At 64.6% G+C, this 24,528-nt stretch carries 22 protein-coding genes and 1 tRNA gene; 13 read left to right on the top strand and 10 right to left on the bottom strand.

The window, feature by feature from the left end:
* The first annotated feature begins 7 nt into the window (after nt 1–7).
* From QOL68_RS05895 to QOL68_RS05875, 5 genes are all read left to right on the top strand, one after another.
* Nucleotides 8–1,399 (top strand): glutamine synthetase family protein, encoded by a 1,392-nt coding sequence (locus tag QOL68_RS05895; RefSeq protein WP_282947772.1) that lies wholly within the window; start codon nt 8–10, stop codon nt 1,397–1,399.
* Nucleotides 1,400–1,491: 92 nt separating this feature from the next.
* Complete coding sequence (locus QOL68_RS05890; protein WP_282947769.1) at nt 1,492–2,598, top strand: ABC transporter substrate-binding protein; 1,107 nt, start codon at nt 1,492–1,494, stop codon at nt 2,596–2,598.
* A gap of 24 nt (nt 2,599–2,622) precedes the next feature.
* Nucleotides 2,623–3,528 (top strand): ABC transporter permease, encoded by a 906-nt coding sequence (locus QOL68_RS05885; protein WP_204993021.1) that lies wholly within the window; start codon nt 2,623–2,625, stop codon nt 3,526–3,528.
* A complete protein-coding gene (locus QOL68_RS05880; RefSeq protein ID WP_282947765.1) occupies nt 3,528–4,373 on the top strand; it encodes an ABC transporter permease in 846 nt (281 codons plus the stop codon). The genes QOL68_RS05885 and QOL68_RS05880 overlap by 1 nt, the downstream gene beginning before the upstream one ends.
* 2 nt (nt 4,374–4,375) lie before the next feature.
* Nucleotides 4,376–5,509: an ABC transporter ATP-binding protein gene (locus QOL68_RS05875; RefSeq protein ID WP_282947763.1), complete on the top strand. Its 1,134-nt coding sequence runs from the start codon at nt 4,376–4,378 to the stop codon at nt 5,507–5,509.
* Between the two features lie 99 nt (nt 5,510–5,608).
* Here QOL68_RS05875 and QOL68_RS05870 read toward each other — a convergent pair whose 3' ends face one another.
* The 10 genes from QOL68_RS05870 to QOL68_RS05825 all read right to left on the bottom strand — a co-directional run bounded on the left by QOL68_RS05870 (nt 5,609) and on the right by QOL68_RS05825 (nt 17,139).
* Entirely contained in the window at nt 5,609–6,547 is a 939-nt protein-coding gene (locus QOL68_RS05870; RefSeq protein ID WP_282947761.1) for a DUF808 domain-containing protein, read from the bottom strand.
* A 20-nt stretch (nt 6,548–6,567) separates the two neighbouring features.
* Nucleotides 6,568–7,941, bottom strand: coding sequence for an aspartate aminotransferase family protein (locus tag QOL68_RS05865; protein ID WP_282947760.1), 1,374 nt, complete (start codon nt 7,939–7,941; stop codon nt 6,568–6,570).
* A 106-nt stretch (nt 7,942–8,047) separates the two neighbouring features.
* Entirely contained in the window at nt 8,048–8,788 is a 741-nt protein-coding gene (locus QOL68_RS05860) for a gamma-glutamyl-gamma-aminobutyrate hydrolase family protein (protein WP_282947758.1), read from the bottom strand.
* Between the two features lie 42 nt (nt 8,789–8,830).
* The gene (gene glk / locus QOL68_RS05855) at nt 8,831–9,802 is read right to left on the bottom strand and encodes a glucokinase (protein ID WP_282947756.1); all 972 of its coding nucleotides are present in this window, start codon (nt 9,800–9,802) and stop codon (nt 8,831–8,833) included.
* Between the two features lie 130 nt (nt 9,803–9,932).
* Nucleotides 9,933–10,009, bottom strand: a tRNA-Arg gene (locus tag QOL68_RS05850).
* A gap of 44 nt (nt 10,010–10,053) precedes the next feature.
* Entirely contained in the window at nt 10,054–10,581 is a 528-nt protein-coding gene (locus QOL68_RS05845) for a DUF1254 domain-containing protein (protein WP_282947754.1), read from the bottom strand.
* Nucleotide 10,582: 1 nt separating this feature from the next.
* Nucleotides 10,583–11,158 carry a DUF1214 domain-containing protein gene (locus QOL68_RS05840; protein WP_282947752.1) on the bottom strand — a complete coding sequence of 192 codons (576 nt, stop codon included), beginning with the start codon at nt 11,156–11,158 and terminating at the stop codon, nt 10,583–10,585.
* A 6-nt stretch (nt 11,159–11,164) separates the two neighbouring features.
* Nucleotides 11,165–13,825, bottom strand: coding sequence for a pyruvate, phosphate dikinase (gene ppdK, locus QOL68_RS05835; protein ID WP_282947750.1), 2,661 nt, complete (start codon nt 13,823–13,825; stop codon nt 11,165–11,167).
* Between the two features lie 111 nt (nt 13,826–13,936).
* Complete coding sequence (gene glyS / locus QOL68_RS05830; protein ID WP_282947748.1) at nt 13,937–16,261, bottom strand: glycine--tRNA ligase subunit beta; 2,325 nt, start codon at nt 16,259–16,261, stop codon at nt 13,937–13,939.
* Nucleotides 16,258–17,139 carry a glycine--tRNA ligase subunit alpha gene (locus QOL68_RS05825; protein ID WP_058456661.1) on the bottom strand — a complete coding sequence of 294 codons (882 nt, stop codon included), beginning with the start codon at nt 17,137–17,139 and terminating at the stop codon, nt 16,258–16,260. The genes glyS and QOL68_RS05825 overlap by 4 nt, the downstream gene beginning before the upstream one ends.
* 247 nt (nt 17,140–17,386) lie before the next feature.
* Between QOL68_RS05825 and QOL68_RS05820 the strand changes: the two genes are divergently transcribed.
* The 8 genes from QOL68_RS05820 to QOL68_RS05785 all read left to right on the top strand — a co-directional run bounded on the left by QOL68_RS05820 (nt 17,387) and on the right by QOL68_RS05785 (nt 24,527).
* Nucleotides 17,387–17,602, top strand: coding sequence for a helix-turn-helix transcriptional regulator (locus QOL68_RS05820; protein ID WP_058456620.1), 216 nt, complete (start codon nt 17,387–17,389; stop codon nt 17,600–17,602).
* Nucleotides 17,592–18,203, top strand: a complete 612-nt coding sequence (locus QOL68_RS05815; RefSeq protein WP_282947744.1) for a hypothetical protein — start codon at nt 17,592–17,594, stop codon at nt 18,201–18,203. The genes QOL68_RS05820 and QOL68_RS05815 overlap by 11 nt, the downstream gene beginning before the upstream one ends.
* Nucleotides 18,204–18,265: 62 nt before the next feature.
* Nucleotides 18,266–19,192, top strand: coding sequence for a TraB/GumN family protein (locus QOL68_RS05810; RefSeq protein WP_282947742.1), 927 nt, complete (start codon nt 18,266–18,268; stop codon nt 19,190–19,192).
* Entirely contained in the window at nt 19,192–20,085 is an 894-nt protein-coding gene (locus QOL68_RS05805; RefSeq protein WP_282947740.1) for a TraB/GumN family protein, read from the top strand. The genes QOL68_RS05810 and QOL68_RS05805 overlap by 1 nt, the downstream gene beginning before the upstream one ends.
* 109 nt (nt 20,086–20,194) lie before the next feature.
* The gene (locus QOL68_RS05800) at nt 20,195–20,821 is read left to right on the top strand and encodes a 50S ribosomal protein L25/general stress protein Ctc (RefSeq protein ID WP_282947738.1); all 627 of its coding nucleotides are present in this window, start codon (nt 20,195–20,197) and stop codon (nt 20,819–20,821) included.
* A 65-nt stretch (nt 20,822–20,886) separates the two neighbouring features.
* Complete coding sequence (gene pth, locus QOL68_RS05795) at nt 20,887–21,456, top strand: aminoacyl-tRNA hydrolase (protein WP_282947736.1); 570 nt, start codon at nt 20,887–20,889, stop codon at nt 21,454–21,456.
* Between the two features lie 61 nt (nt 21,457–21,517).
* Entirely contained in the window at nt 21,518–22,513 is a 996-nt protein-coding gene (locus tag QOL68_RS05790) for an SDR family oxidoreductase (RefSeq protein ID WP_282947734.1), read from the top strand.
* Between the two features lie 142 nt (nt 22,514–22,655).
* Complete coding sequence (locus tag QOL68_RS05785) at nt 22,656–24,527, top strand: PhoX family protein (RefSeq protein ID WP_282947732.1); 1,872 nt, start codon at nt 22,656–22,658, stop codon at nt 24,525–24,527.
* Nucleotide 24,528: the final 1 nt, after the last annotated feature.

The following is a 24,528-nucleotide window of genomic DNA, read 5'->3' as shown; positions in this document are numbered from 1 at the left end:
AGGGGCGATGTCGAAGTCATCGGGCGTGATCGCGCCGCGGTCGGAGGCCGAGGCCTTTTTCAAGGCGAACCCCGACGTCGATTCGATCGAGATGATCTATACCGACTTCGGCGGCGTTCCGCGCGGCAAGCGCCTGCGCCAGCATGAAGTGATGGCGGTTTACGATAGCGGCCGCATGTTCCCCGGCTCGATCACCGTCGTCGACATCACCGGACAGGACACGGTCGAAACGGGCCTGGTATGGGAGGACGGCGACGCCGACCGCTCGATGAAGCCGATCCCCGGCACCCTCGTCCGCACCCCGTGGGGCGGTGACACGGCCGCACAGTTCCTCGTCGATTTCTACGAGCTCGACGGCACGCCGCACGACCTCGACCCGCGCCACGTCCTCGGCCGCGTCATCGACCGATTCACCGCCGATGGTCTGACGCCGGTGCTGGCGGTCGAGCTCGAATTCTACCTGCTCGATCCGCGCCGCGCGCGCGACGGCAAAGTCCGCCCCGCCCGCCCCGCCTACAGCCGCGACACGCCGCGCAATGTCGAGGTCTATGGCCTGCGCGAGCTCGACGATTTCCGTCCCTTCTTCGATGCGCTTTACGCCGCGACCGATGTGCAGGGCCTGCCGCTCGAAAGCGCGATCTCCGAATTCGCGCCCGGCCAGTTCGAGCTCACATTGCGCCACAAGCCCGACGCGCTGCGCGCCTGCGACGATGCGATCATGTATAAACGCCTCGTCAAGGCGATCGCGCAGCAACACGGGCTCGAGGCGACCTTCATGGCCAAACCCTTCGCCGAGCAGGCGGGCAGCGGCATGCACATCCACGTCTCGGTCAACGACAACGCGGGCAACAACATCTTCGCGAGCGACGAGCCGGAAGGCACCCCCGCGCTCCGCCACGCGATCGGCGGGATGATCGGCACCGTCGGCGATGCCTTTGCGCTCTTCGCGCCGCACGCGAACAGCTATCGCCGGTTCAAGGCGAACAGCTATGCCCCGGTCGCGCCAACGTGGGGCGTCAACAATCGCACCGTCTCGTTCCGCATCCCTGCCGGTCCGCCGCCCAGCCGCCACGTCGAGCATCGCGCGTGCGGCGCCGACGCCAACCCTTATCTGGCGGTCGCGGCTGTCCTTGCCGGGATGCATCATGGTATGACGACCCGTACCGATCCGGGCGCGGCGGTGGTCGGCAACGGCTACGACCGCGACAACAGCGGCGACGACAAGCCGCCCTCGAACTGGTTCGCCGCGGTCGACCGCTTCGAGGCGTCGAGCCTGATGCGCGATTATCTCGGGACACGGTTCGTCGAGATGTTCAGCATCGTGAAGCGCGTCGAACAGAACAATTATTTCAGCGTCGTTCCGACACTCGATTACGACTGGTACCTGCGCAACGCATGAATGTTCCAGAATTTATTGGTGCAGCGCAAAAAAGCCTCTTCCCAAGGTGACATTATTGAGTCAGCTTGACGTCACAAACAGGGAGGCCGTCAATGGATTTGAACGAACTGCTCGCGCAGGGCCGCAACCGTCGCTCGCTGCTTCAGGCCATGGGGGTGGCCGCCATCGGGATCAGCTTTGGCGGCCTTGCGGCGTGCAGCAAGGGCGAAGGCAAAAAGCTCTCGAACGGCGAGGAAGCCAAGCTCAACTTCTATAACTGGGACACCTATATCGGCGAGACGACGCTCGACGATTTCAAGAAATCGACGGGTGTCGAGGTCACGATGGACCTCTTCGACAGCAACGATACGCTGTTCGCGAAGTTCAAGGCGGGCAACCCCGGATACGATGTGATCGTGCCTTCGAACGACTTCGTCGAGCGCATGGTCCGCGCCGACATGCTGCAGCCGCTCGATCACGCGCAGATTCCGAACATCAAGAATGTCGACCCGAGCTTCATCAATGTCGATTACGACCCGGGCCGCAAATTCTCGCTTCCCTATACCTGGCTTGTCCTCGGCATCGGCTATCGCAAATCGAAAGTGAAGGCGAAGCCCGACAGCTGGAAAGTGCTGTTCGACAGCCCCGAATATGCCGGCCGCATCGCCTGGCTGTCGGAAGCGGGCGACATGTTCCGCCTCTACGGCAAATATCTCGGCAAGTCGGTCAACGCGCTGACCCCCGCCGACATCGAAACAATCTCGGCGATGATGATCAAGCAGAAGCCGAATGTGAAAAAATTCCACGAAGACGACGGACAGGACCTGTTGCTCAAGGGCGACGTCGACGTCGTGCTCGAATATAATGGCGATATTGCGCAGGCGATGGTCGAGGACGACGACATCGACTTCGTCGTGCCCAAGGAGGGCAGCCAGCTCAATTCGGATACGCTCTGTATTCCCAAGGGCGCGCCGCATCCGAAGAATGCGCACGCTTTCATCAACTATATGCTCGATGCCGAGGTGGGCAAGAAGATCACCGAGACGATCCTCTATCCGACCCCGAACCTCGCGGCGAAGGCGCTGATGCCCGACACGTACAAGAACAACCCGGTCATCTTCCCGCCCGCAGATATCCTCGCGAAATGCGAATATGCGAAGTTCAACGAAAAGCTTCAGCCGCTCTACGAGGAAGCGTTCACGAAGGTTCGCGCGTCGTAACATCCTGAAAGGGGGGCATGGGGGATGGCGGAGCAGGACTGGAAAGCGAACAAGCGGGTCTTCGCGGCGGTTTCTCTGCCGACGCTGCTCTGGACATTGATCTTCTTCGTCGTCCCGATGGCGATTGTCTGGTTCTACAGCTTCGGCGAGAACAAGGGACTGACCGAAATCGAATTTTCGGGAACGCTCGAAAATTACAAGCGCGCGACCGAGTTCCTCTATCTCAGCATCTTCGGGAAGAGCTTCGCGGTCGCGGCACTGGTCACGCTGATCTGCCTGATCATCGGCTTTCCGGTCGCGATGGCGATCACCTTCGCCAGCGAGAAATGGCGGCCGTGGCTGCTCCTCGGCATCATGCTGCCCTTCTGGACCAATTTGCTGATCCGCACCTATGCGTTGATGATGCTGCTCGGCAGCCAGGGCTTCGCGAACAAGGGGCTCGAGACGCTCTGGGGCGGCGCGAGCTGGTTCAGGACGCTCGTCGGGTTGCAGCCGCTGCCGACGTGGGAGCCGGTGCAGCTTCTCTTCAACAATTTCGCCGTCGTCTTCGGGCTCGTCTATGTCCACCTGCCCTTCATGGTCCTGCCGCTTTACGCGGCGCTCGACCGGCTGGACCGTAGCCTGATCGAGGCGAGCCTCGACCTCGGCGCCGGACATTTCCGCACGATCATGCGCATCGTCGTGCCGCTCGCCGCGCCCGGGATCGTCGCCGGCGTCATGATCACGCTGATCCCCGCGCTCGGCGCCTACCTCACCCCCGACCTGATGGGCGGGACCGACAGCCAGATGATCGCCAACGTCATCGAGCGCCAGTTCAAGAAGGCGAATGACTGGCCCTTCGGCGCCGCGCTCTCCTTCATCCTCATCTACGCCATGTTCATCCTGATTGCGCTGCAGGCGATGCGCAGGAAAGTGCCGGAGGTTCGCTGATGGCCCTGTTCGCCCGCACGCCGCGCGCGCCGCTCGAATATAGCCGCACCCTGTGGATGCGCACCTGGGTCGGGCTGGTGATGCTGTTCCTCTATGCCCCGCTGATCGTGCTGATGATCTTCAGCTTCAACGACAGCAAGCGCAACGTCGTGTGGCGCGGCTTCACGACCAAATATTACGAGAAGGCACTCGGCAACGACGTGCTGGTCGAGGCGCTGGTCAATTCGCTGACGATCGCAGCGCTCGCGACGATCGCCAGCCTGATCCTGGGCGCGGTGGCCGCGGTCATGCTCTGGCGATTTCGCTTCCCGCTGAAAGGCGCGGTCGACGGAACGATCTCGCTGCCGATCATCGTTCCCGAAATCTGCATGGGGGTCGCCTTCCTGATCTTCTTCGCGAAGTGGCTCGAATGGCCGACCGACCTCATCTGGCCGTTCAATCTCGGCGCGATCACGATCGCGCACATCACCTTCTGCTTCCCCTTCGTGACGATGGTCGTGCGCTCGCGCCTCGCGAGCTTCAACCGCGAGCAGGAAGAAGCAGCGAAAGACCTCGGTGCCGGCGAATGGGCGGTGTTCCGCGATGTGCTGATCCCGCACATGAAGCCGGCACTCGTCGCGGGGGCGCTGCTGTCCTTCACCCTGAGCCTCGACGATTTCGTCATCACCTATTTCACCAGCGGGCCCGACACGATCACCTTCCCGGTGAAGGTTTATTCGATGGTGCGCTTTTCGGTAACGCCCGAGGTCAACGCAGCCTCGACCCTGCTCATTCTTCTCACCATCGTTCTGACCGCCGTCGCCCTGAAGCTTCAGGGCGTAAAGGCCATCGCGGAAACCCACTGACCATGACCGACGCGCCGAAAAAGCCGATCATCCAGATCCAGAATGTCACCAAGCGCTTCGGCCGGGTCGCCGCGGTCGATAATGTCAGTCTCGATATCCTGGCCGGCGAATTCTTCGTCCTGCTCGGCCCCTCGGGCTGCGGCAAGACGACCCTGCTGCGCATGATCGCCGGGTTCGAGCTGCCGACCGAAGGCACCATCCTGATCGACGGGCAGGACATGGCGGGCATCCCGCCGAACAAGCGGCCGGTAAACATGGTGTTCCAGAGCTATGCCGTGTTTCCGCACATGAGCGTTTCGGATAATGTCGCCTATGGCCTGAAGATTGCGGGCGTGAAGGGCGGCGAGGTCAGGGACCGCGTCGCCGAGGCGCTCGACCTCGTCAAACTCGGCGGGTTCGAGGATCGCATGCCCGACCAGATGTCGGGCGGCCAGCGCCAGCGCGTCGCGCTCGCGCGCAGTCTGATCATGCGGCCCAAAGTCTTGCTGCTCGACGAGCCGCTGTCGGCGCTCGACGCCAAGCTGCGCGCGCAGATGCAGTTCGAGCTCGCGGAGCTGCAGGACCAGGTCGGCATCACCTTCGTCACGGTAACGCACGATCAGGACGAGGCGCTGTCGATGGCGAGCCGGATCGCAGTGATCAACAAGGGCGAGGTGTCGCAGCTTGCGGGACCGTCCGATCTTTACGAATATCCCGCGAACCGCTTCGTCGCCGATTTCGTCGGGTCGGTGAACATCTTCGAGGGCAAGCTGACATTGGACGAGCCCGACCGCGCAGCGGTCGATTGCCCGGGGCTCGGCAAGGTTTACCTCAACCACGGCGTCACCGGTCCGCACGGCGCCGATGTGTGGGTCGCGCTGCGCCCCGAGAAAATCTATCTTCACGTCCCCGGCGAAGGCAAAGCCGTTCGCGCTGCTGCGGAAGACGCCCCCGACGAGCATAATTTCGCGCGCGGCTGCATCAAGGGCATGTCCTATCTCGGCGACATCACCCTGTACGACATATTGCTCGAATCGGGCGCGCGCCTGCGTGTCTCGCGGCCCAACCTGTCGCGCCATGATCAGGAGGATTTCACCTGGGACGACAAGGTCTCGATGCACTGGCGGGCCGATAGCCCGGTGGTGCTGCTGGGTTAGACCTCCCGCCCCCTCCCAATCTTCGTCATCCCGGACTTGATCCGGGTTCCATGACTTCGGCGCTGCTGTGGATCCCGGATCAAGTCCGGGATGACGAGATTAATGAGCCGCCTTCTTGCCTGGAATGAAGTGCAGCCCGCCGACGATCAGCCCGCCGAGCAACAACCCGAACACGCCCGCGCCGCCGGCGTTGATCAGCCACTCCCACAGCCCCGCGAGCGGGAGACCGCCGCCGATCGCATGCGCCGCATCGTGCAGCCAATGGCCGATCCCGCCGATATGATATTCGTCGAGCCCGTGCAGGACGATCTGCCCGCCGACCCACAGCATCGCAGCGGTCCCGACAAGTGCCAGAGCCGACAGCAGCCTCGGCATGAAGTCGACAAGACCACGCCCGATCGCGCGGCGCGCCTTGTTGCCTTCCTTCGCCATGTGCAGCCCGATGTCGTCCATCTTGACGATCAGCCCGACGACGCCATAGACCGCGACGGTGATCGCCACCGCGACCAACGCCAAGGTCGCGGCACGCATCGCCAGATGCTCGTCGAGCACTTCGTTCAAGGCGATCACCATGATCTCGGCCGAGAGGATGAAATCGGTGCGCACCGCGCCCTTCACCATCGTCTCCTCATGATCCTTGTCGGCGACGATCTCGGCGTCTTCGGCCAGGCTCGTCTTGTCCTCCTGCAACGAGTGGAGCACCTTCTCGGCACCCTCGAAGCAGAGATAGGCGCCGCCGATCATCAGCAGCGGCGTGATCGCCCACGGCACGAAAGTCGACAGCAGCAACAGCGCCGGCAGGATCAGCACCAGCTTGTTGAAGATCGACCCTTTCGTGATCCGCCAGATGATCGGCAGTTCACGGTCGGGGGTGAAACCGGTGACATAACGCGGCGTCACCGCGGTATCGTCGACCACGACCCCCGCCGCCTTGACCCCCGCCTTCGACGCCGCGGCGCCAACGTCGTCGATGCTCGCGGCCGCCACCTTTGCGATGGTGGCGACGTCGTCGAGCAGGGCAAATAGGCCGGAAGGCATAGGAGAGATTTCTTCCTTTGTTAAAGCGCGCGGAGCTTCAGCATCACCTCATCGAGTGATTTGCGGATGATGGCAACCATCTCGTCGATCTGTTCGGTGGTGATGATCAGCGGCGGGCACATGACCAGGCTGTCGCGGATGCCGCGCACCATCAGGCCATTGGCGATGCACGCGTCGCGCGCCATCGGTCCCGCCGTCCCTTCCGCGCCACCAAAGCGCCCACGGGTTTCCTTGTCCGCAACGATCTCGACCGCGCCGAGCAGGCCGACCGAGCGCGTCTCGCCGACAAGCGGGTGGTCGTTCAGCGTCGCGAGCGCCTTCGCCAGATGCGGCCCCGTGACGCTGCCCGTGCGTTCGACGAGGCCTTCGCGCTCGATGATCTCGATATTCTTGAGCGCGACCGCCGCTGCGACCGGGTGGCCCGAGTAGGTGAAGCCGTGAACGAAATCGCCGCCGGTCTTAAGGACATCGACGACATGGCTCGCGACCGCGGTCGCCGAGATCGGCAGGTAACCCGACGACAGCCCCTTTGCCATCGGCATCAGGTCGGGCGAGAAACCCATCGTTTCATGCCCCCACATCTTGCCCGTGCGGCCGAAGCCGCAGATGACTTCGTCGGCGACGAGCAACAGGCCATATTTGCGCACCACGGCTTCGACCTTCGGCCAATAGCCCTTGGGCGGGATGATCACGCCGCCCGCGCCCTGCACCGGCTCGCCGATGAAGGCGGCGCAATTTTCGGGGCCGACCTCGAGGATCTTGTCCTCGATCGCCTGCACGCAGGCGTCGCAGAACTCTTCCTCGGTCATCCCTTGGCCTTCATTGAAAGCATAGGGTTGGCGAACATGCGCGACCCCGGGAATCGGCAGGTCGCCCTGCGCATGCATCGCCTTCATGCCGCCGAGCGAGACGCCCGCGACGGTCGAGCCATGATAAGCGTTCCAGCGGCTAATGAAGACGGTGCGCTTGGGCTCGCCCTTGAGCTTCCAATAGTGGCGCACCATGCGAAACACGGTGTCGTTCGCTTCGCTGCCCGAGGCGTTGAAGAAGACATGCGGCAGGCGGTTCTGCGTCAGGCTGGCGATCTTTGCCGCCAGCGTCACCGTCGGCGGCGTCGCGGTCTTGAAGAAGGTGTTGTAGAAGGGCAACTCGCGCATTTGCGCCGCCGCCGCCTCGACCAGCTCCTCGCGGCCATAGCCGACGTTGACGCACCACAGGCCCGCCATGCCGTCGAGAATGCGGTGGCCGTCGCCGTCGGTAATATAACATCCCTCGGCATGGGTGATGATCCGGCTGCCGCCCAGCCGTTCGATTTCGGCCCAGTCGGCCTGTGCGGGGAGATGGTGCGCGACGTCGAGGCGGCGCAGTTCGGCGATGTCGTGATTGCGGGGCATGTCAAAACTCCTGATTGTCGGGAAACGGAAAGAAACCGGCTTCCGGAAAATCAGGGCGAAAAGCTGATCCGCGCGAGATAGCGATCGTATCGGGTGACGCGGCAGTTCATAATTCGCCCCTTAGCGCGCGTCCGAGAAGGTGGAAATAGGTCTGGCTCTGGGCGTTTCCATCGGTCGACCATTCGGGGTGCCACTGCACCGCGAGTAAGGGCACGCCGTTCGGCCGCGCACTATAGGCCTCGACCAGCCCGTCGGGCGCACGCGCCTCGACCGTCAGGCCGTCGGCGAGCTCGCCGATACCCTGATAGTGGACCGAATTGACGTCGAGCGACGGCGTGTCATAGGCGGCGGCGAGCAAGCCGCCCGCAACCAGATCGACCTTGTGATGATGGTCGAACATCGCATCGAACGCCGCCCCGTCAGGCGCATGATGCGCGAGCAGCGCCTCGCTCGCCGAAGTGTCGCGCCGCAGCGTCCCGCCGAGCGCGACATTGATCTCCTGGAAGCCGCGGCAGATGCCGAAAAGTGGCCGCTGCGCCGCAATCACCGCGTCGACGAGGTCGAGCATCATCCGGTCGCGTTCGGGATCGAACGGCCCCTCCCCCTCGCGTTCGTCGCCATAGCGCGCCGGTTCGACGTTCGAGGGCGTACCGGTCAGCAGAACCCCGTCGAGCCGCCCGACAATCTCGTCCGCGCGCATATATTCGGGCAGCGACGGAATGATCAGCGCGGCGCAATCGGCGTGGCGCATCGCTGCGATCGCATAGCGGTTCATCACCGCCTGCGCGATCTCGGTCCCGACCGTGCGGTTGCAGGCAATGATGCCGAGGACGGGGCGCGAGGACATGCCCCTTGCTGCCGATTTTAGCCGCCGTGCGCCAGCGAAATTTCACGCATACTGGCGCGCGAACGCCGCTGCCGCACCGAACAGGCCCGGCTGCGGATGCGTGATCAGCTTGACCGGGATCGCCGCCATGAAATTCTCGAACCGTCCCTTGGCGACGAAGCGTTCGGGAAAGCCCGAACGGAGAAGCTGGTCGCGTATGCGGAGACCGAGCCCGCCTGCTACCACGACCCCGCTCGCCCCCTGAGCCAGCGCGAGGTCGCCCGCGACGCTGCCGAGCGACAGGCAGAAACGGTCGATCGCCGCCGCAGCGAGGCTGTCTTCGCCAGCCATGCCGCGCGACCAGATTTCGCGATCGTCGAGCGGTGTGATCGCTCGCCCTTCCAGGCTCGCGAGCGTTTCGTAGATATCGACAATGCCCGGGCCGGACACGATACGCTCGGTCGACACACGGCGATGCCGCTTGCGCAGACGCGCGAGGATCGCATCCTCGATGCTGTCGAGCGGCGCGAAATCCAGATGCCCACCCTCGGTCGCCTGCACCCGGTAACTGCCGTTCCCACGCCAGATGTGGGCGACACCGAGCCCCGTGCCGGGGCCGATAATGCTGATCGTGCCGTCATCCGGCAACGGCGCGTCGGGGCCCGTCAGATGGGCGAAATATTCGGGCCCGGCCTGCGCGACCGCATGGCCCACCGCCTCGAAGTCATTGACCAGCACATGGCGATCGACGTTCAGCTTCTCGCCGATCAGCGCCGGACGGATGATCCAGGGATTGTTGGTAAAACGGATGATCTCGCCGCGCGTCGGGCCGGCGATCGCAATCGCGACCGCGCGCGGCAGCGTTCCGCCCTGCCGGCGTTCGAAATCCTGCCAAGCCGTCTGGAAGCTCGCATGATCCTTCGTATGGAGCGTCGTTTCCGCGCCCAACGCGACGACGCGGCCATCCGCCACTTCGGCGATCGCAAATCGCGCGTGCGTGCCGCCGATATCGACCGTGACGATCTGTTCGCTCATGACTCTCCCTTGCCGGCGTGCGGGGGCCGGTTCGACGGCCCGAATGTCGCATAGGCGGGGCCGAAGCAACAGGGCATAGCTATGCGCAGCGTCCGGCGAACGGCGGCAACGCGGGCGATGTTCGGGAAAATGGCGCACCCGGAACGATTCGAACGTCCGACCCTCAGATTCGTAGTCTGATGCTCTATCCAGCTGAGCTACGGGTGCGTGGAGGGGAGCCTTTAGGAGCAGTCGCGGAAGCGCGCAACCCCCTATTTCGGATTTGTGACCACCCTGCAGGACGATTGCCGGCGGATTGCGTCGAGGCCTCCGATTTCCAAAGGATCTTTCAGCAAGAGGCGGATCAGCGCAATGCCCTTGTCATGATTGGTGCGAACGATTTCGGCTCCTCGAGGCACCTTTTGCCCCGCGCGAGCGACGATGATTCGATAAGGCCTGCCACCCGCCTCGATATCGTTGCGCACGAAGATGACATCGGTCGCGGCGTCAAAGACGCTGAGTGAACTGTAGCGCCCCGCCACCGGGGTCACGTCAATCTGCAACGGCCCCTTCGACAGGTCGTAGGGGCAGCTGGAATAGGCGAGATCGGGGCTGGGCCGCACGACCGGCTGGCGCTCGGGCGTCGCGAGATTGCCATAGGACATTTGATTAATCCCGCCCTGCCCCAACCGGTCGATCGCCACCGACATCAAGCCATAGGGGATGTAGAGGATCGCCGCCCATGCGGTTGCCGCGGCGACGATCAGGCCGAACAGGATCGGGCCGAACCAGCTCCGCATCTCAGCAGCCCTCCTTCACGAGGCGGGGCAGCGTCGCCTTGGCCGGATCGTCGCGGAACGCCTTGCCGGGATTGTACATGCGCAAGGTCAACTGGAACCTTTGTCCCTTGATCCCCGGCAGCCATGCCGAATCCCGGGACTTGTCGGGCGAAATGGTCACGCGCCAATCGCCCTTCGCATCGAGCGCCACATTGGCACCATTGACGGACCAGAGACGCGCCGGATTATCGACCAGATAGCCCTTGTCGTCATAGACGGTGACGCTCCACCAGCGGGCGTCGGGCGGCTTGCCCGAAAGGCTGTAGCGGCAATTGCCGTCGAGCGGCGCACCACTGGCATCGGCCTTCGCGAGCCAATAGACGGTTTCCTTTGCCGGAAGCGCAAGCAGTCCGCCGCGCGCGACCATCGCACGCGTCAGCGGATCGGTCGCCTTGGTACCGTAGCCGAGCGAGGTCGTCCACGGCCCGTTGTGAATACCGCCGTCGCCGAGCCCGCCACTGGTGAGTGCCCACGCCGCGCCGAGCCCCACCGCCAATCCGCCCACCAAGGCGATCGCGTAGCGGTGCCAGCTCTTCATCGCGCCCTACCCCCTCTTCAGCGCCGCCTGGGCTGCCGCCAGCCGTGCGATCGGCACACGGTACGGCGAGGCGCTGACATAATCGAGGCCGGTTTTCTCACAGAAATGGATGCTCGGCGCGTCGCCGCCATGCTCACCGCAGATGCCGAGCTTGATGCCGTTGCGCGTCGCGCGGCCGCGTTCGGCGGCGAGTTCGATCAGCTGGCCGACGCCCTCGACGTCGAGGCTGACGAACGGGTCGGTGACGAAGATGCCCTTGTCGACATATTGCGTCAGGAAGCGCCCTGCATCGTCACGGCTGATGCCGATCGTCGTCTGGGTGAGATCGTTGGTTCCGAACGAGAAAAATTCGGCCGTTTCGGCAATCTCGCCCGCCATCAGCGCGGCGCGCGGCAGCTCGATCATCGTGCCGACCAGATAGGCGATCTCGCGGCCCTTCTCGTCGAAAACCGCCTTCGCAGCCAAGTCGACCACCGCCTTCATCAGGTCGAACTCGCGGCGCGTCGCCACCAAGGGTATCATCACCTCGGGGATCGGCGCGGCGCCGGTTTCGGCGGCGACGTCGCACGCCGCCTCGAAGATCGCGCGCGCCTGCATCTCGTAGATTTCGGGATAAGTCACGCCGAGGCGGCAGCCGCGATGGCCGAGCATCGGGTTGAATTCGTGCAGCTCGTTCGCGCGCGCCTTCAGCGCCTCGATCCCGACGCCCGCGGCCTCGGCAACGTCGGCGAAATCCTCTTCGCGCGTCGGCAGGAATTCATGCAGCGGCGGATCGAGCAGGCGGATGGTGACCGGCAGTCCCGCCATGACGCGGAAGATCGCGGCAAAGTCGCCGCGCTGTTCGGGAAGCAGCTTGGCGAGCGCGGCGCGGCGGCCATCCTCGCTGTCGGCGAGGATCATCTCACGCACCGCGGTGATGCGCGCGGCGTCGAAGAACATATGCTCGGTGCGGCAAAGCCCGATGCCCTCGGCGCCGAAATCACGCGCAACCTGGGCATCCTGCGGCGTTTCGGCGTTGGTGCGCACCTTCATGCGGCGCACCTTGTCGGCCCATCCCATCAAAGTACCGAAATCGCCGACCAGTTCGGGCAAAAGCGTCGGCACCTCGCCCGCCATCACTTCGCCGGTCGAGCCGTCGAGGGTCAGGATATCGCCTTCGCGCAGTTCTCGGCCCGCGACGCGAAGCACGCGTGCGTTGCCGTCGATCGAAAGTCCGCCCGCGCCCGAGACGCAGGGGCGTCCCATGCCGCGCGCAACGACCGCCGCGTGGCTGGTCATCCCGCCGCGTGCGGTCAATATGCCCTTCGCGGCGTGCATCCCATGAATGTCCTCGGGCGAGGTTTCGACCCGAACGAGGATAACGGCCTCGCCCATCGCCGCGGCTTTCTCCGCGCTGTCGGCGTCGAACATGATCTTGCCCGACGCGGCGCCGGGGCTCGCGGGGAGACCCTTGGTCAGCACGTCGCGCGGAGCCTTGGGGTCGAGCGTCGGGTGGAGCAGCTGGTCGAGCGCGCCGGGATCGACGCGACCGACGGCCTCCTCTTCCGAGATCAGCCCCTCGGCCGCCATGTCGACCGCGATGCGAAGCGCGGCCTTCGCGGTGCGCTTGCCCGAACGCGTCTGGAGCATCCACAGCGTCCCGCGTTCGACGGTGAACTCGATGTCTTGCATGTCGCGATAATGGGTTTCGAGCGTGTCGAAGACGCGGCCGAGCTCGGCGAAGGTCTCGGGCATCGCCTCTTCCATCGACAGCGGTTTGGCGCCAGCCTTTTCGCGCGCGGCGAGGGTCAGATATTGCGGCGTGCGGATGCCGGCGACGACATCTTCGCCTTGGGCATTGATCAGCCATTCGCCGTACCAGGCGCGCTCGCCGGTCGCGGGGTCACGGGTGAAGGCAACGCCGGTCGCCGAAGTGTCGCCCATATTGCCGAACACCATCGCCTGCACATTGACCGCGGTCCCCCATTCGCCGGGGATCGAGTTCAGGCGGCGATAGACTTTCGCGCGGTCGCTTTCCCAGCTCGCGAACACGGCGCCGACGGCGCCCCACAGCTGGTCGCTGGGTTCCTGCGGGAACGGCGCGCCGGTCTCGCGCTCGACGATCGCCTGATAGTCCTTGACCAGCGCCTGCCAGTCCTCGGCCGCCATTTCGGTGTCGAGATAGAAGCCGCGGTCTTCCTTGGCGATTTCCAGCGCTTCCTCGAACTCGGCATGGTCGAGGCCCATGACGACGTCGGCGTACATCTGGACGAAGCGGCGATAGCTGTCCCATGCGAAGCGCGGATCGCCCGACGCTTGCGACAGGCCGACGACGGTGCGGTCGTTGAGCCCGAGATTGAGGACGGTGTCCATCATCCCCGGCATCGACACGCGCGCGCCCGAGCGCACCGAGACGAGCAGAGGATCGGCGGCGTCGCCGAACCTCTTGCCCGTGATCCCCTCGATATGCGCGATGCCCGAGGCGACTTCCGCGGCGAGACCCGCCGGGAATTGTTCGCCATTGGCATAATATTGGGTGCAGACGTCGGTGGTGATCGTAAAGCCCGGGGGCACCGGCAGGCCGATCGAGGCCATTTCGGCGAGGTTCGACCCCTTGCCGCCCAGCAATTCCTTCGACCGCTCGCGCGTCGTCGCGTCGCCGCCGAACAAATGCACCAACTTCGTCATGTCTTGCTCCTGCTGCCCCGGGGAGGAGGTTGCGGCTGGGTAGGTATGCAATCGCACTTCGTCGATTCAGTTTTACTTCGTTCGTTATAAGCTGCGGCGCATAGCCCGCCGTCAGCCCTCGATCTTCGAGAAATCCGCGACGCCATGCACCGCGCCGGTAAAGCGCGACAGCAGGCCGAGGCGATAGGCGCGGACCGCTTCGTCCGGATCGTTGACCATCACGCCGTCGAAGAAAGCGTCGATCGGCGCGCGGAGCGAGGCGAGCGCCGCCATCGCGTCGGTGAAGCGTTCTTCGGCGACGGCGGCGGAAGCGGCGGGTTCGGCGGTGTCCAGCGCGGCGAGCAATGCCCGATCCACATCCGTCGCCCCCGCGAAGGCGGGGGCCGTCGTGTTAGGCGCACGATCCCCAGCGGCCCCCGCCTGCGCGGGGGCGACGGAGATATCCGCCTGCTTCAGGATATTCGCCGCGCGCTTGTAGCCCGCGAGCAGGTTGGCGCCGTCCTCGGTCGCCATGAACGCCTGCAGCGCCTTCACGCGGGCGAGCAGGCGAACGAGATCGTCCTCGCCGCCGAGCGCGAACACCGCGTCGATCAGGTCGTGACGGACGCCGGCCTCGCGCTGCTGGACCTTGAGGCGGTCGGCGAAGAATTCGAGGAGCTGCTCCTCAACTTCTATGCCCGATCGCAATGTTCGCTCGGCGTACTTCTCCGCATCGTCATCGGACGAAATCAACGTTGAAATGAAGAATGTATCGGCATGACGTCCATCAGCGCAAGCTGGCTCGAATTTTACTTTTTCGCCTTCGAAAACAGTCTGATATGCAGAAAGAACTTCGGCGTATTGAGCGTAATGGGTATCGAAGCTCAAACTAAACAGTCGAGCAAGGCTCGCCCGAACTCCAGACGAAATGATAATATGAATCGCGGAAATTGCCGCGCGACGTAGTGCGAACGGGTCTTTTGAGCCGGTGGGCCGCAACCGGTTCGAATAAAAACCGACTAGCGTGTCAATCCTATCAGCCAGCGCCACGGCCACCGTCACCGGCGCGGTCGGCACATCATCGCCCTGCCCGACCGGCTTGTAATGGTCGCGGATCGCGTCGGCGACGGCATCGGGCAGGCCTTCGGCGCGGGCGTAATAGCCGCCCATCAAGCCCTGCAATTCGGGGAATTCGCCGACCATTTCGGTGACGAGGTCGGCCTTTGCCAGCCGCGCGGCGAGTTCGGCCTGATCGGCCAACTCCGTGCTCCCCGGCGAAAGCCGGGGTCCAGTTGCACCGTCGCCATGGGCCCCGGCTTTCGCCGGGGAACGGTCCGTGACGATGCCTTCTTCCACCAACCAGCGCGCCAGCTTCGCGACGCGCTCGACCTTGTCGGCGACGGTGCCGAGCTTTTCGTGGAAGGTGATGTTCGCGAGCTTTTCGGCGTGCTGCGCGAGGGTCTTCTTCTGGTCCTGCTCCCAGAAGAAGCGCGCGTCCGAAAGCCGCGCCGCCAGCACCTTGCGGTTGCCCGCGACGATCTCGGCCCCACCGTCCTTCGCATCGATGTTCGCGGTGCAGACGAAGCCGTTGGCGAGCTTGCCGTCCGCCCCGTTTACGACGAAATATTTCTGGTTCACCCGCGCGGTGAGCTGGATGACCTCGGGCGGCACTTCGAGGAACGCTTCGTCGAAGCGGCCGAGCAAAGGCACCGGCCATTCGGTCAGCCCGGCATTCTCGATCACCAGCCCCTCGTCCTCGACGAGGTTCAGCCCGGCATCGGCCGCCGCCTTGGCGGCGCCGTCGCGGATGATCGCCTGCCGTTCCTCATGATCGACGATGACGTGGCACGCACGCAGCTTTTCGGCATAGTCGGCCGCCGAGCCGATCGTGATCTCGCCCGGGCAGTGGAAGCGATGGCCGCGCGTCGCGAAGCCGCTGGCGATGCCGCCGATTTCGCACGGCACCAGTTCCTCGCCGAAGATCGCGACGATGCCCGACAGCGGGCGCACCCAGCGCAGGCTTTCGCTGCTCGCGCTTTCCTTGCCCCAGCGCATCGACTTGGGCCACGCAAAGCCGCGGACGATCGCGGGGATCGCCTCGGCCAGCACCTCGGCGGTCGCGCGGCCGGGCTTGTCGATCACGGCGAACCAGACGCCGTCGCGATCCTCGAGCTGGTCTTGGCGAAGGCCGGTCTTGCGAAGGAAGCCTTCGAGTGCCTGTGGCGGCGCGCTGCTGCGCGGCCCCTTGAGTTCTTCGCTGACCGCAGCGGTCGCCTCGGGCAAGTCGCGCGCGATTAGCGCCAGACGCCGCGGCGTCGACCAGACGGTCAGCTCGCCCGTTGCGAGGCCCGCGGCGCTCAATTGCGCGCGGAACAGTTTTTCAAGCTCGGCGCGCGCGCCGGCCTGCATCCGCGCCGGAATTTCCTCGCTGCGCAGTTCGAGAAGAAAGTCGTTCACAGCGTCCACCCCGGATAGTTTTGGGTCCAGCGTTCGGACTGGCTGTCGATCCACGCCTTGCAGCTGCCTTTTGCGAGGTCGCGCACGCGGGCCATATAGTTGGCGCGTTCCTGCACGCTGATCACGCCGCGCGCCTGCAAGAGGTTGAACAGATGGCTCGCCTCGATCGCCTGATCGTAGGCCGCGAGCGGCACGCCCGCGTCGATCGCGCGCTTGCACTCGTCCTCGGCGGCCTTGAAACCCGCGAACAGCGTATCGGTGTCGGCAACCTCGAAATTCCATTTCGAGAATTGCCGTTCGTTTTCGAGGAACACGTCGCCGTAGCTGACTGCCGCGACATCGCCGACTGCGTCCGAAAACTTCAGGTCGTACACATTGTCGACATTCTGGATGTACATCGCGAGGCGTTCGAGGCCGTAGGTCAGTTCGCCCGCGACGGGCTTGCAGTCGAAGCCGCCCATCTGCTGGAAATAGGTGAACTGGGTAACCTCCATCCCGTCGCACCAGACTTCCCAGCCCAGCCCCCATGCGCCGAGCGTCGGCGATTCCCAGTCGTCCTCGACGAAGCGGATGTCGTGGAGCAGCGGGTCGATGCCGATCGCGGCAAGGCTGCCCAGATATTGGTCCTGCAGGTCGGCGGGCGATGGCTTCAGGATCACCTGATACTGGTAATAATGCTGAAGGCGGTTGGGGTTCTCGCCATAGCGGCCATCGGTCGGTCGGCGGCTCGGCTGGACATAGGCGACGTTCCACGGCTCGGGACCGAGGCTGCGCAGCGTCGTCGCGGGGTGAAACGTCCCTGCCCCCACGCGCATGTCATAGGGCTGCAGGATCGCGCAGCCGCGCGCGCTCCAATACGCATGCAGCGTCAGGATCATGTCCTGGAAGCTCAGGACTTTCTTTTCCGCCCCTTCGGTCACCTTTTTTCCGTCTTTCGCAGGTGCAACAATCGTCGTCGCCCTTGGCGCAGCAGGGGCGCACGGTCAAGGGACGGCGCGCCCATGATATGGGCAATGTCACTATCGCATTGCAAAATGTAAGGTGTTGTTGACATGGTCAGCGAATCATGTCATTTAGTCAATAACAGCTGACACAATGTCATGCTTGGATGACTAAAGGTGATGCATGGAGAACCGGCTCAAGGTGCTTCGGGCGATGCGGAACTGGAGCCAGGCCGAACTGGCCGACCGGCTCGACGTTTCGCGGCAGGCGGTGAACGCGATCGAAACGGGAAAATACGACCCGTCGCTGCCGCTCGCCTTCAAGCTCGCACGGTTGTTCGAGATGCCGATCGAGGAGATTTTCGATGACGGTTTCAAGGGAGCGGAAAATGGCGAATGATCGCAAGCAGGGCGGAGCCCCGGGCATGGGAATCCCGATCGCCATCGGCATCGGCACCGCGATGCTCGCCGGAGCTTTCGCGGGATATAATGAATCGACCGTCGAGGCAGGCGGCAAGCCGCTCGCGACATGGATCGGCCCATTGTTCGCGCTCGCGATCGGGGCTGCGGCGATCGCCTATTATTTCCGGCGTCACGCCGATTGGCTGCGCAGCTGGTCGCCGCGCAAGCGCCTGTACTGGATCAGCCTGCTCCTGGCCGGGGCGCTCGGCTTTGTGACCGCGATCCTGCTGCAGTCGACGGGCACTGGCGGACTTTTCAACGACGACGCCATCAGCCCCGCGGTAGCGATCCTCCTGTCGCTGCTGTGGACCGTCGGACTGATGGTCTCGCTGATAATCTATCACCGCAATGTCGACGACCATGAAATGCTGGCGTACCGTCGAGGCGGCCTGGCTGGATTTTATGCCTTCATTTTCCCCTGCCCCGTCTGGTGGGTGCTGGCGCGGGCCGATCTCGCGCCGCCGGTCGAGGCCATGCCGCTCTTCGCCCTGTCGCTCACCGCCAATGCGCTGGCCTATCTCTGGTTCAAATTTCGCTGAACTCGCCTCTCCCCTTCCCCAACTTCACCGGCCATAAGGCCCATCAAGAAAGGTGTTTTTCGATGAAGACCTGGTTCAAGACGCTTGCCGCGACCTGTGCGATCCTGCCCGTCGCCTTCTATGCCGCGCAGCCCCCAAGCATCGCGCTGGCCAAGGAGCCCGCCGCTGCCGAAACGACCGTCAAGATCAAGCCCGCCCTGTGGGCGGTGAAGGATGCCGACACCACCGTCTATCTGTTCGGCACCGTCCACGTCCTGAAGCCAGGCCTCAGCTGGTTCGACGGTGCGGTGCAAAAGGCGTTCGACAAATCCGACGAACTGGTGCTCGAACTCGTCCTGCCCGACGATCAGGCCGAGGTTGCCAAGGCGACCCTTCCGATGGCGATGGACCAGAGCGGCAAGCCGCTGCCGCAGAAGCTCGATCCCGAAACGCTCGCGGCCTATCAGGCGACGCTCACCGGGCTCGGCCTGCCCGCCAATGCCTTCGACGCCTTCGAACCCTGGTTCGCGGGGGTCACGCTGTCGGTGCTGCCGCTGACCAAGCACGGCTACGATCCCAATCAGGGCGTCGAAAAGCAGCTCACGGCAAAGGCCAAGGCGGGGGCCAAGCCGATTTCGGGGTTCGAGACGCTCACCGAACAGCTCGGCTTCTTCGATACGCTGCCCGAGGTCGAGCAGGTCAGTTTCCTGAAGTCGGTCGTCAAGGACATCGACAAGCTGGGGCCGCAACTCGACAAGATGGTCCTGCTCTGGGGCAAGGGCGACCCCGACGGACTGGCCGTGACGATGAACGAGAGCATGGAGGCGACGCCCGAACTCGCCAAGACGCTGCTGTTCGATCGCAATGCGCGTTGGGCCGACCAGATCAAGACGCGGATGGACAAGCCGGGCACCGTGTTCGTCGCGGTCGGCGCGGGTCATCTCGCGGGCGAGAAGAGCGTGCAGGACTATCTGGCGGAGCGCGGGCTCAAGGCGCAGCGCATCCAGTGATGCGGGCCGGGGCCCTCCCCTTCCGGCACGGGGGTCGCCGCATCGCGGCGGCCCTTTTCCCGTTGCTGCTCGCAGCGTGCGGCAGCCAGCCGGCTGTCGAGGCGCGCCCGGCGATGTGGCTCGTCGAGGACGACGACACGCATATCTATATGCTGGGCACGATGCACGCGCTGCCCGCCGGGACCGACTGGGACGGCGGCAAGGTCGCAACGGCTGTCGCGGCGGCGGACGAGCTGGTGCTCGAACTCTCGCCGCGGCAACTTGCCGAGGCGGGGCGGGTTTTCCGCCAACTGGCACCGCGCGAAAAGCCGCTCGCGATGGATGCGCGGCTGCCTCCCACCGCGCTCGCAGCTTACCGCAGGCTCGAAGCCGGAAGCGACTTCGGCGGCGACGCGCTCGACGACTGGGCCATCCTCGTCCTGATGGGGCAGCGCGTCGCCGACGAGGCCGCGCTCTCGCCATCCGACGGCGTCGAGGCCGGCCTGACGGCGGCGTTTGACAAGGCAGGCAAACCGATATCGGGCCTCGAAAGCGCCGAGAGCCAGCTGATGCTGTTCGAAACGCTCGATCCCGCCGCGCAGCGTGCGATGCTCGTCCGCGCGGCGGAACATGCGGGCGACGCCGTCCGCGATGTCAAGGCGATGGCGGCCGACTGGTCGCGCGGCGACGCCGATGCGCTGGCAAAGATCGTCAACGAGGACGTCGACAGCGTGCCTGCCGCGCGCAAGGCGATCCTCACCGACCGCAACCGGCGCTGGAGCGCTTGGGTCCAAAGGCGGATGGAGCGGCCGGGCACCGTGCTGATGGCGGTGGGCGCGGGGCATCTGGTCGGAAGCGACAGCGTTCCCGCAATGCTCGAAGCTGAGGGCTATAAGGTCAGCCGCGTGCAATAGCGGCCGCGGCGCTTGCATTTCCGCCGCTTCCCCGCTATGCGCCCGCGCTTCCGTCATGGTCATCCCTGGAGGCGTGGCGGAACTGTGTAACCGTACTCGGAGAAAAACTATGAGCGATCAGCTGACGCTGACGGCCGAGACGCGCGAACGCGGAGGCAAGGGAGCCTCGCGTGACCTGCGTCGCAACGGTCGTGTCCCCGCCGTCGTCTATGGCGGCAAGGAAGAACCCCTGATGATCCACGTCGAAGAAAAGCTGCTGATGAAGCAGCTGATGACGGGTCACTTCATGAACTCGGTCGTGATGATCGAAGTTGGCGGCAAGACCATTCGCACCCTGCCCAAGGACGTTTCGTTCCACCCGGTCAAGGATCGTCCGATCCACGCCGACTTCCTGCGCATCTCGAAGGACGCCAAGGTCCATGTCGAAGTGCCGGTCGTGTTCGCGAACGAGGAAGCCTCGCCCGGCCTGAAGCGCGGCGGTGTCCTGAACATCGTCCGTCACGAGCTGGAACTGGTCTGCGAGGCGGACAAGATCCCCGACGAAATCTCGATCGACGTTACCGGCTTCGACGTCGGCGATTCGATCCACATCAGCAACGTCACCCTGCCCAAGGGCGTCGAAAGCGCGATCACCGACCGCGATTTCACCATCGCGACCATCGTCGCCCCGTCGGCGCTCAAGTCGAGCGACGGCGACACGACGAAGGACGACGGCGAAGCGACGACTGAAGCTTAAGCCCTTTTTGGAAGCGCCCTTCCCGATGGGAGGGGCGCTTCTTCTTTCCCCAGAAAGTCAGCGCCATGCAGCTCTGGGTCGGCCTCGGCAATCCCGGGCCCCAATATGCGATGCATCGTCACAATGTCGGCTTCATGGCCGTCGACGTCATCGCCGACATGCATGGCTTTCCGGCCCCGGCAAAGAAATTCCGGGGCTGGTTCCAAGACGGCCGCATCGGACGGCACCGCATCCTGCTCCTCAAACCGGGCACCTTCATGAACGAAAGCGGGCGCAGCGTGCGCGCCGCGATGGATTTCTACAAGCTGACGCCGCAGGACGTCACCGTCTTCTACGACGAACTCGACCTCGCGCCGATGAAGGTGAAGGTAAAGCAGGGCGGCGGCGCGGCGGGCCACAACGGCATCCGCAGCCTGATCCAGCATATCGGCGACGATTTCCGCCGCGTGCGCATCGGCATCGGTCATCCGGGACACAAGGACCGCGTCACCGGCCATGTCCTCGGCAATTATCACAAGAGCGAAGTCGAGCCGCTGACCGATCTGCTCGGCGCGATTTCGGCCGAGGCGGCATGGCTCGCGGACGGCGACGACGTGCGCTTCCAGAGCGACCTTGCGCTGCGCCTGAACGGCTGACACAGGCGATATGGCGCTTTCCATGCTTTGAGGCATGATGGTTCCGAAAGGAGCCCCCCCCATGTCCGATCGCCATATCCCGAGCCGCCGCGAACTGATCGCCGGAGCCGCCGCGCTGACCGCTGCGGCGCCTGTCCTCCTCCACGCCGAAACGCCCGCCGCCGCGCCGTCGCTGAAAGGTCGCACCGTGCTGGTCACGGGTGCCTCGAGCGGTTTCGGCCGCCTTGGCGCACTCCATTATGCCCGGCTCGGCGCGAAGGTGGTTGCGACAATGCGCAACATCCCCCGGCCCGAGGCGGCAAGCCTCGCAGCCGAAGCCGCGAAGGACGGGCTCAACCTTCATATCGTCGAGATCGACGTCACCCGTGACGCGTCGGTGAAAAGCGGCACGGCGAAGGCGCTCGATCTGGCGGGCGGCCGCATCGACACGCTGGTGAACAATGCCGGTATCGGCATCACCGGGCCGGTCGAGGTGCAGGATATGGAGGCGACGCGGCTGATTTTCGAGACGAATGTCTTCGGAATCCAGCGGATGCTTACGGCCCTGCTACCGCAGATGCGCGCCGCCCGGTCCGGCCAGATTTTCAACATCAGCTCGCAGCTCGGCCGCGTGATCGTGCCCGGTGGCGGCCATTATTCGGCGACGAAATTCGCGGTCGAGGCGTTGTCGGAACAGCTTGCCTATGAACTCGTGCCGCACGGAATCGAGGTCACGATCATCCAGCCCGGCGGTTATCCGACGCGCGTCTGGCAAAACCGCAATATCTACACCGGCGCGCTGCGCGACCGGAGCGACCCGGCGCTGCTTGGGGCCTATGAGCCCTTCACGCGCGGCATGGGCACCGAGGACGGCAGCGGCCGCAGCGCCGACCCGATGGATGTCCCGCGCGCGATCGCAGAGATCATGGCGCTACCCGCAGGCACCCGGCCGCTGCGCCGCGCGGTCCATCCCGGCAACAAGCCGCAGGAGGCGATCAACAAGGTTTCGGCCGATGTCCAGCTCGCCTGGCTCGGCGGCAGCGCGGCGGGTCCGCTGGTTCGCGCCGTGCTCGACTGAGCCGTTGTCAGAACCTTGTAATATAAATCCTTTCTTCGCGACACGGTGACGCAACACCCCTGACACCTCCCTCTGCAATCGGGAGCTACCTGGAAAAGGCCGGGACGCCGGGTCCCGGGGCTCAACCGAAAAAGGGGACTGCATGTCACATCTCACCGACGAAGCGCGCGCGCCTTATCGCCGCGACACCGACGACCTTCACGGACCGAACAGCCTGGAAGCAATCGTCGCCGAAAATCCGTCGCGCCGTTCGCTGCTTCGCAACGGGCTGTTCGGCCTGTCGGTGCTGCCCGTCGCCGCGCTTGCCGCCTGCGGCGACGATAGCAGCACGCCGCCCGTCACGGTGAACCCGACCCCGACGCCGACCCCGACGCCGACCCCCACCCCGACCGCCAGCTATGCGATCAATTTCGCGTCGGTCGCAGCGAACCAGAACGATGGCGTGACGGTGCCCGCCGGCTATACGGTCGACGTGCTGCTGAAAGCCGGCGATTCGGTCGAGGCCGGCGCGGCTTATACGGGCAGCTTCCCGACCCCCGCGGTCGCCGAGAAATGGGCCGGCGGCAATCACGACGGGATGGAATATTTCCGCCTGCCCGGCACCGATCCGAACCTTGGCGGGCTCCTCGCGCTCAATTTCGAATATCCCGACTTCAACATCCTGATGGCCGGAAGCTACAACGCGGCGACCGCGACCGCCGACCAGAAAGCGCTGGCGCTGTCGGCAGTCGGCATCGCGGTGGTCGAAATCGCCAAGGGCAGCGACGGCAAATGGGCGGTGCGCGCGGGATCGACCTACAACAAGCGCTATACCGGCAACAGCAGCTACCGCGCCGGTGGCCCCGCCGCGGGCCTGCTGTCGGGTACGATCAAGGGCATGCTCAACAATTGCTCGAGCGGCCGCACGCCGTGGGACACCTATCTGACGTGCGAAGAGACGACCGACAATTACCTCGACCCGACGCAGCCAGCGACCAACTATGGCTGGGTGGTCGAAATCGACCCGCTGCGCGAGCTGTCGCCGCCGACCAAACGCACCGCGATGGGCCGTTTCAGCCACGAGAATGTCGCCTTCATGCAGAACAGCGACCGCCGCGTCGCTTTCTATATGGGTGACGATTCGACGCCGGGCTGCATCTACAAATTCGTCCCCGACCGCGCGTACAGCACGATCCGTTCGGCGAACGCCGACCTGCTCGACTATGGCACGCTCTACGTCGCGCGCTTCAATGCCGATGGCAGCGGCGAATGGCGCGCACTGGTCGCCGGCCAGAACGGCCTGACCGCGGGCGCGCAGGATCCGGGCAACGTCAGCCAAAGCACGACGCCGCCGACCCCGACGACGGTCAACTTCAACAACCAGGCCGACGTGCTGATCAACACCCAGTCGGCGGCGCGCGTCGCCGGCGGCACCGTGATGGACCGCCCCGAGTGGCTGACCGTCGCACCCGACAACAAGTCGGTGTTCGTGACGCTTACCAATAACAGCGGCCGCCGCGTCACCGATCCGATGAACCCGCGCGTGACCAACCTGCACGGGCACATTCTGAAGTTTCGCGAGGAAGGCGACTCGCCGCTGGCGACCAAGTTCAGCTGGGAGATTTTCCTCCTCGCCGGCGATCCCTCGCTGTCGTCGGGCGGCGCCAACCTTGTCGGCAACATCAACGGCGACACCTTCTCCAGTCCCGACGGCCTCCGCATCGACCCGCAGGGCCGCCTGTGGGTGCAGACCGATCATAGCGTGCCGGGCAACTCGGGCGTGTCGGGCCGCACGATCGATCAGGCGTTCGGCCACAACGCGATGTTCTACGTCGATCAGACCACGAAGCAGTCCAAACGCTTCCTCGTCGGCCCGGTCGGCTGCGAGATCACGGGCATCGCCTATACGCCGGATCTGACGACCTTCTTCGTCAACATCCAGCACCCGACCGGAAACTGGCCGGTCGCCGGCGAGCAACCGCGCTCGTCGACGATCGTCGTGCGCCGCACCGACAATCAGCCGGTCGGTAACTGAT

Source organism: Sphingopyxis sp. Geo25 (genome assembly GCF_949769135.1).
In the GTDB taxonomy this organism is placed as follows: domain Bacteria; phylum Pseudomonadota; class Alphaproteobacteria; order Sphingomonadales; family Sphingomonadaceae; genus Sphingopyxis.
The sequence above is the reverse complement of the archived record's forward strand: the minus strand, read 5'-3'. Positions and strand labels throughout refer to the sequence as shown.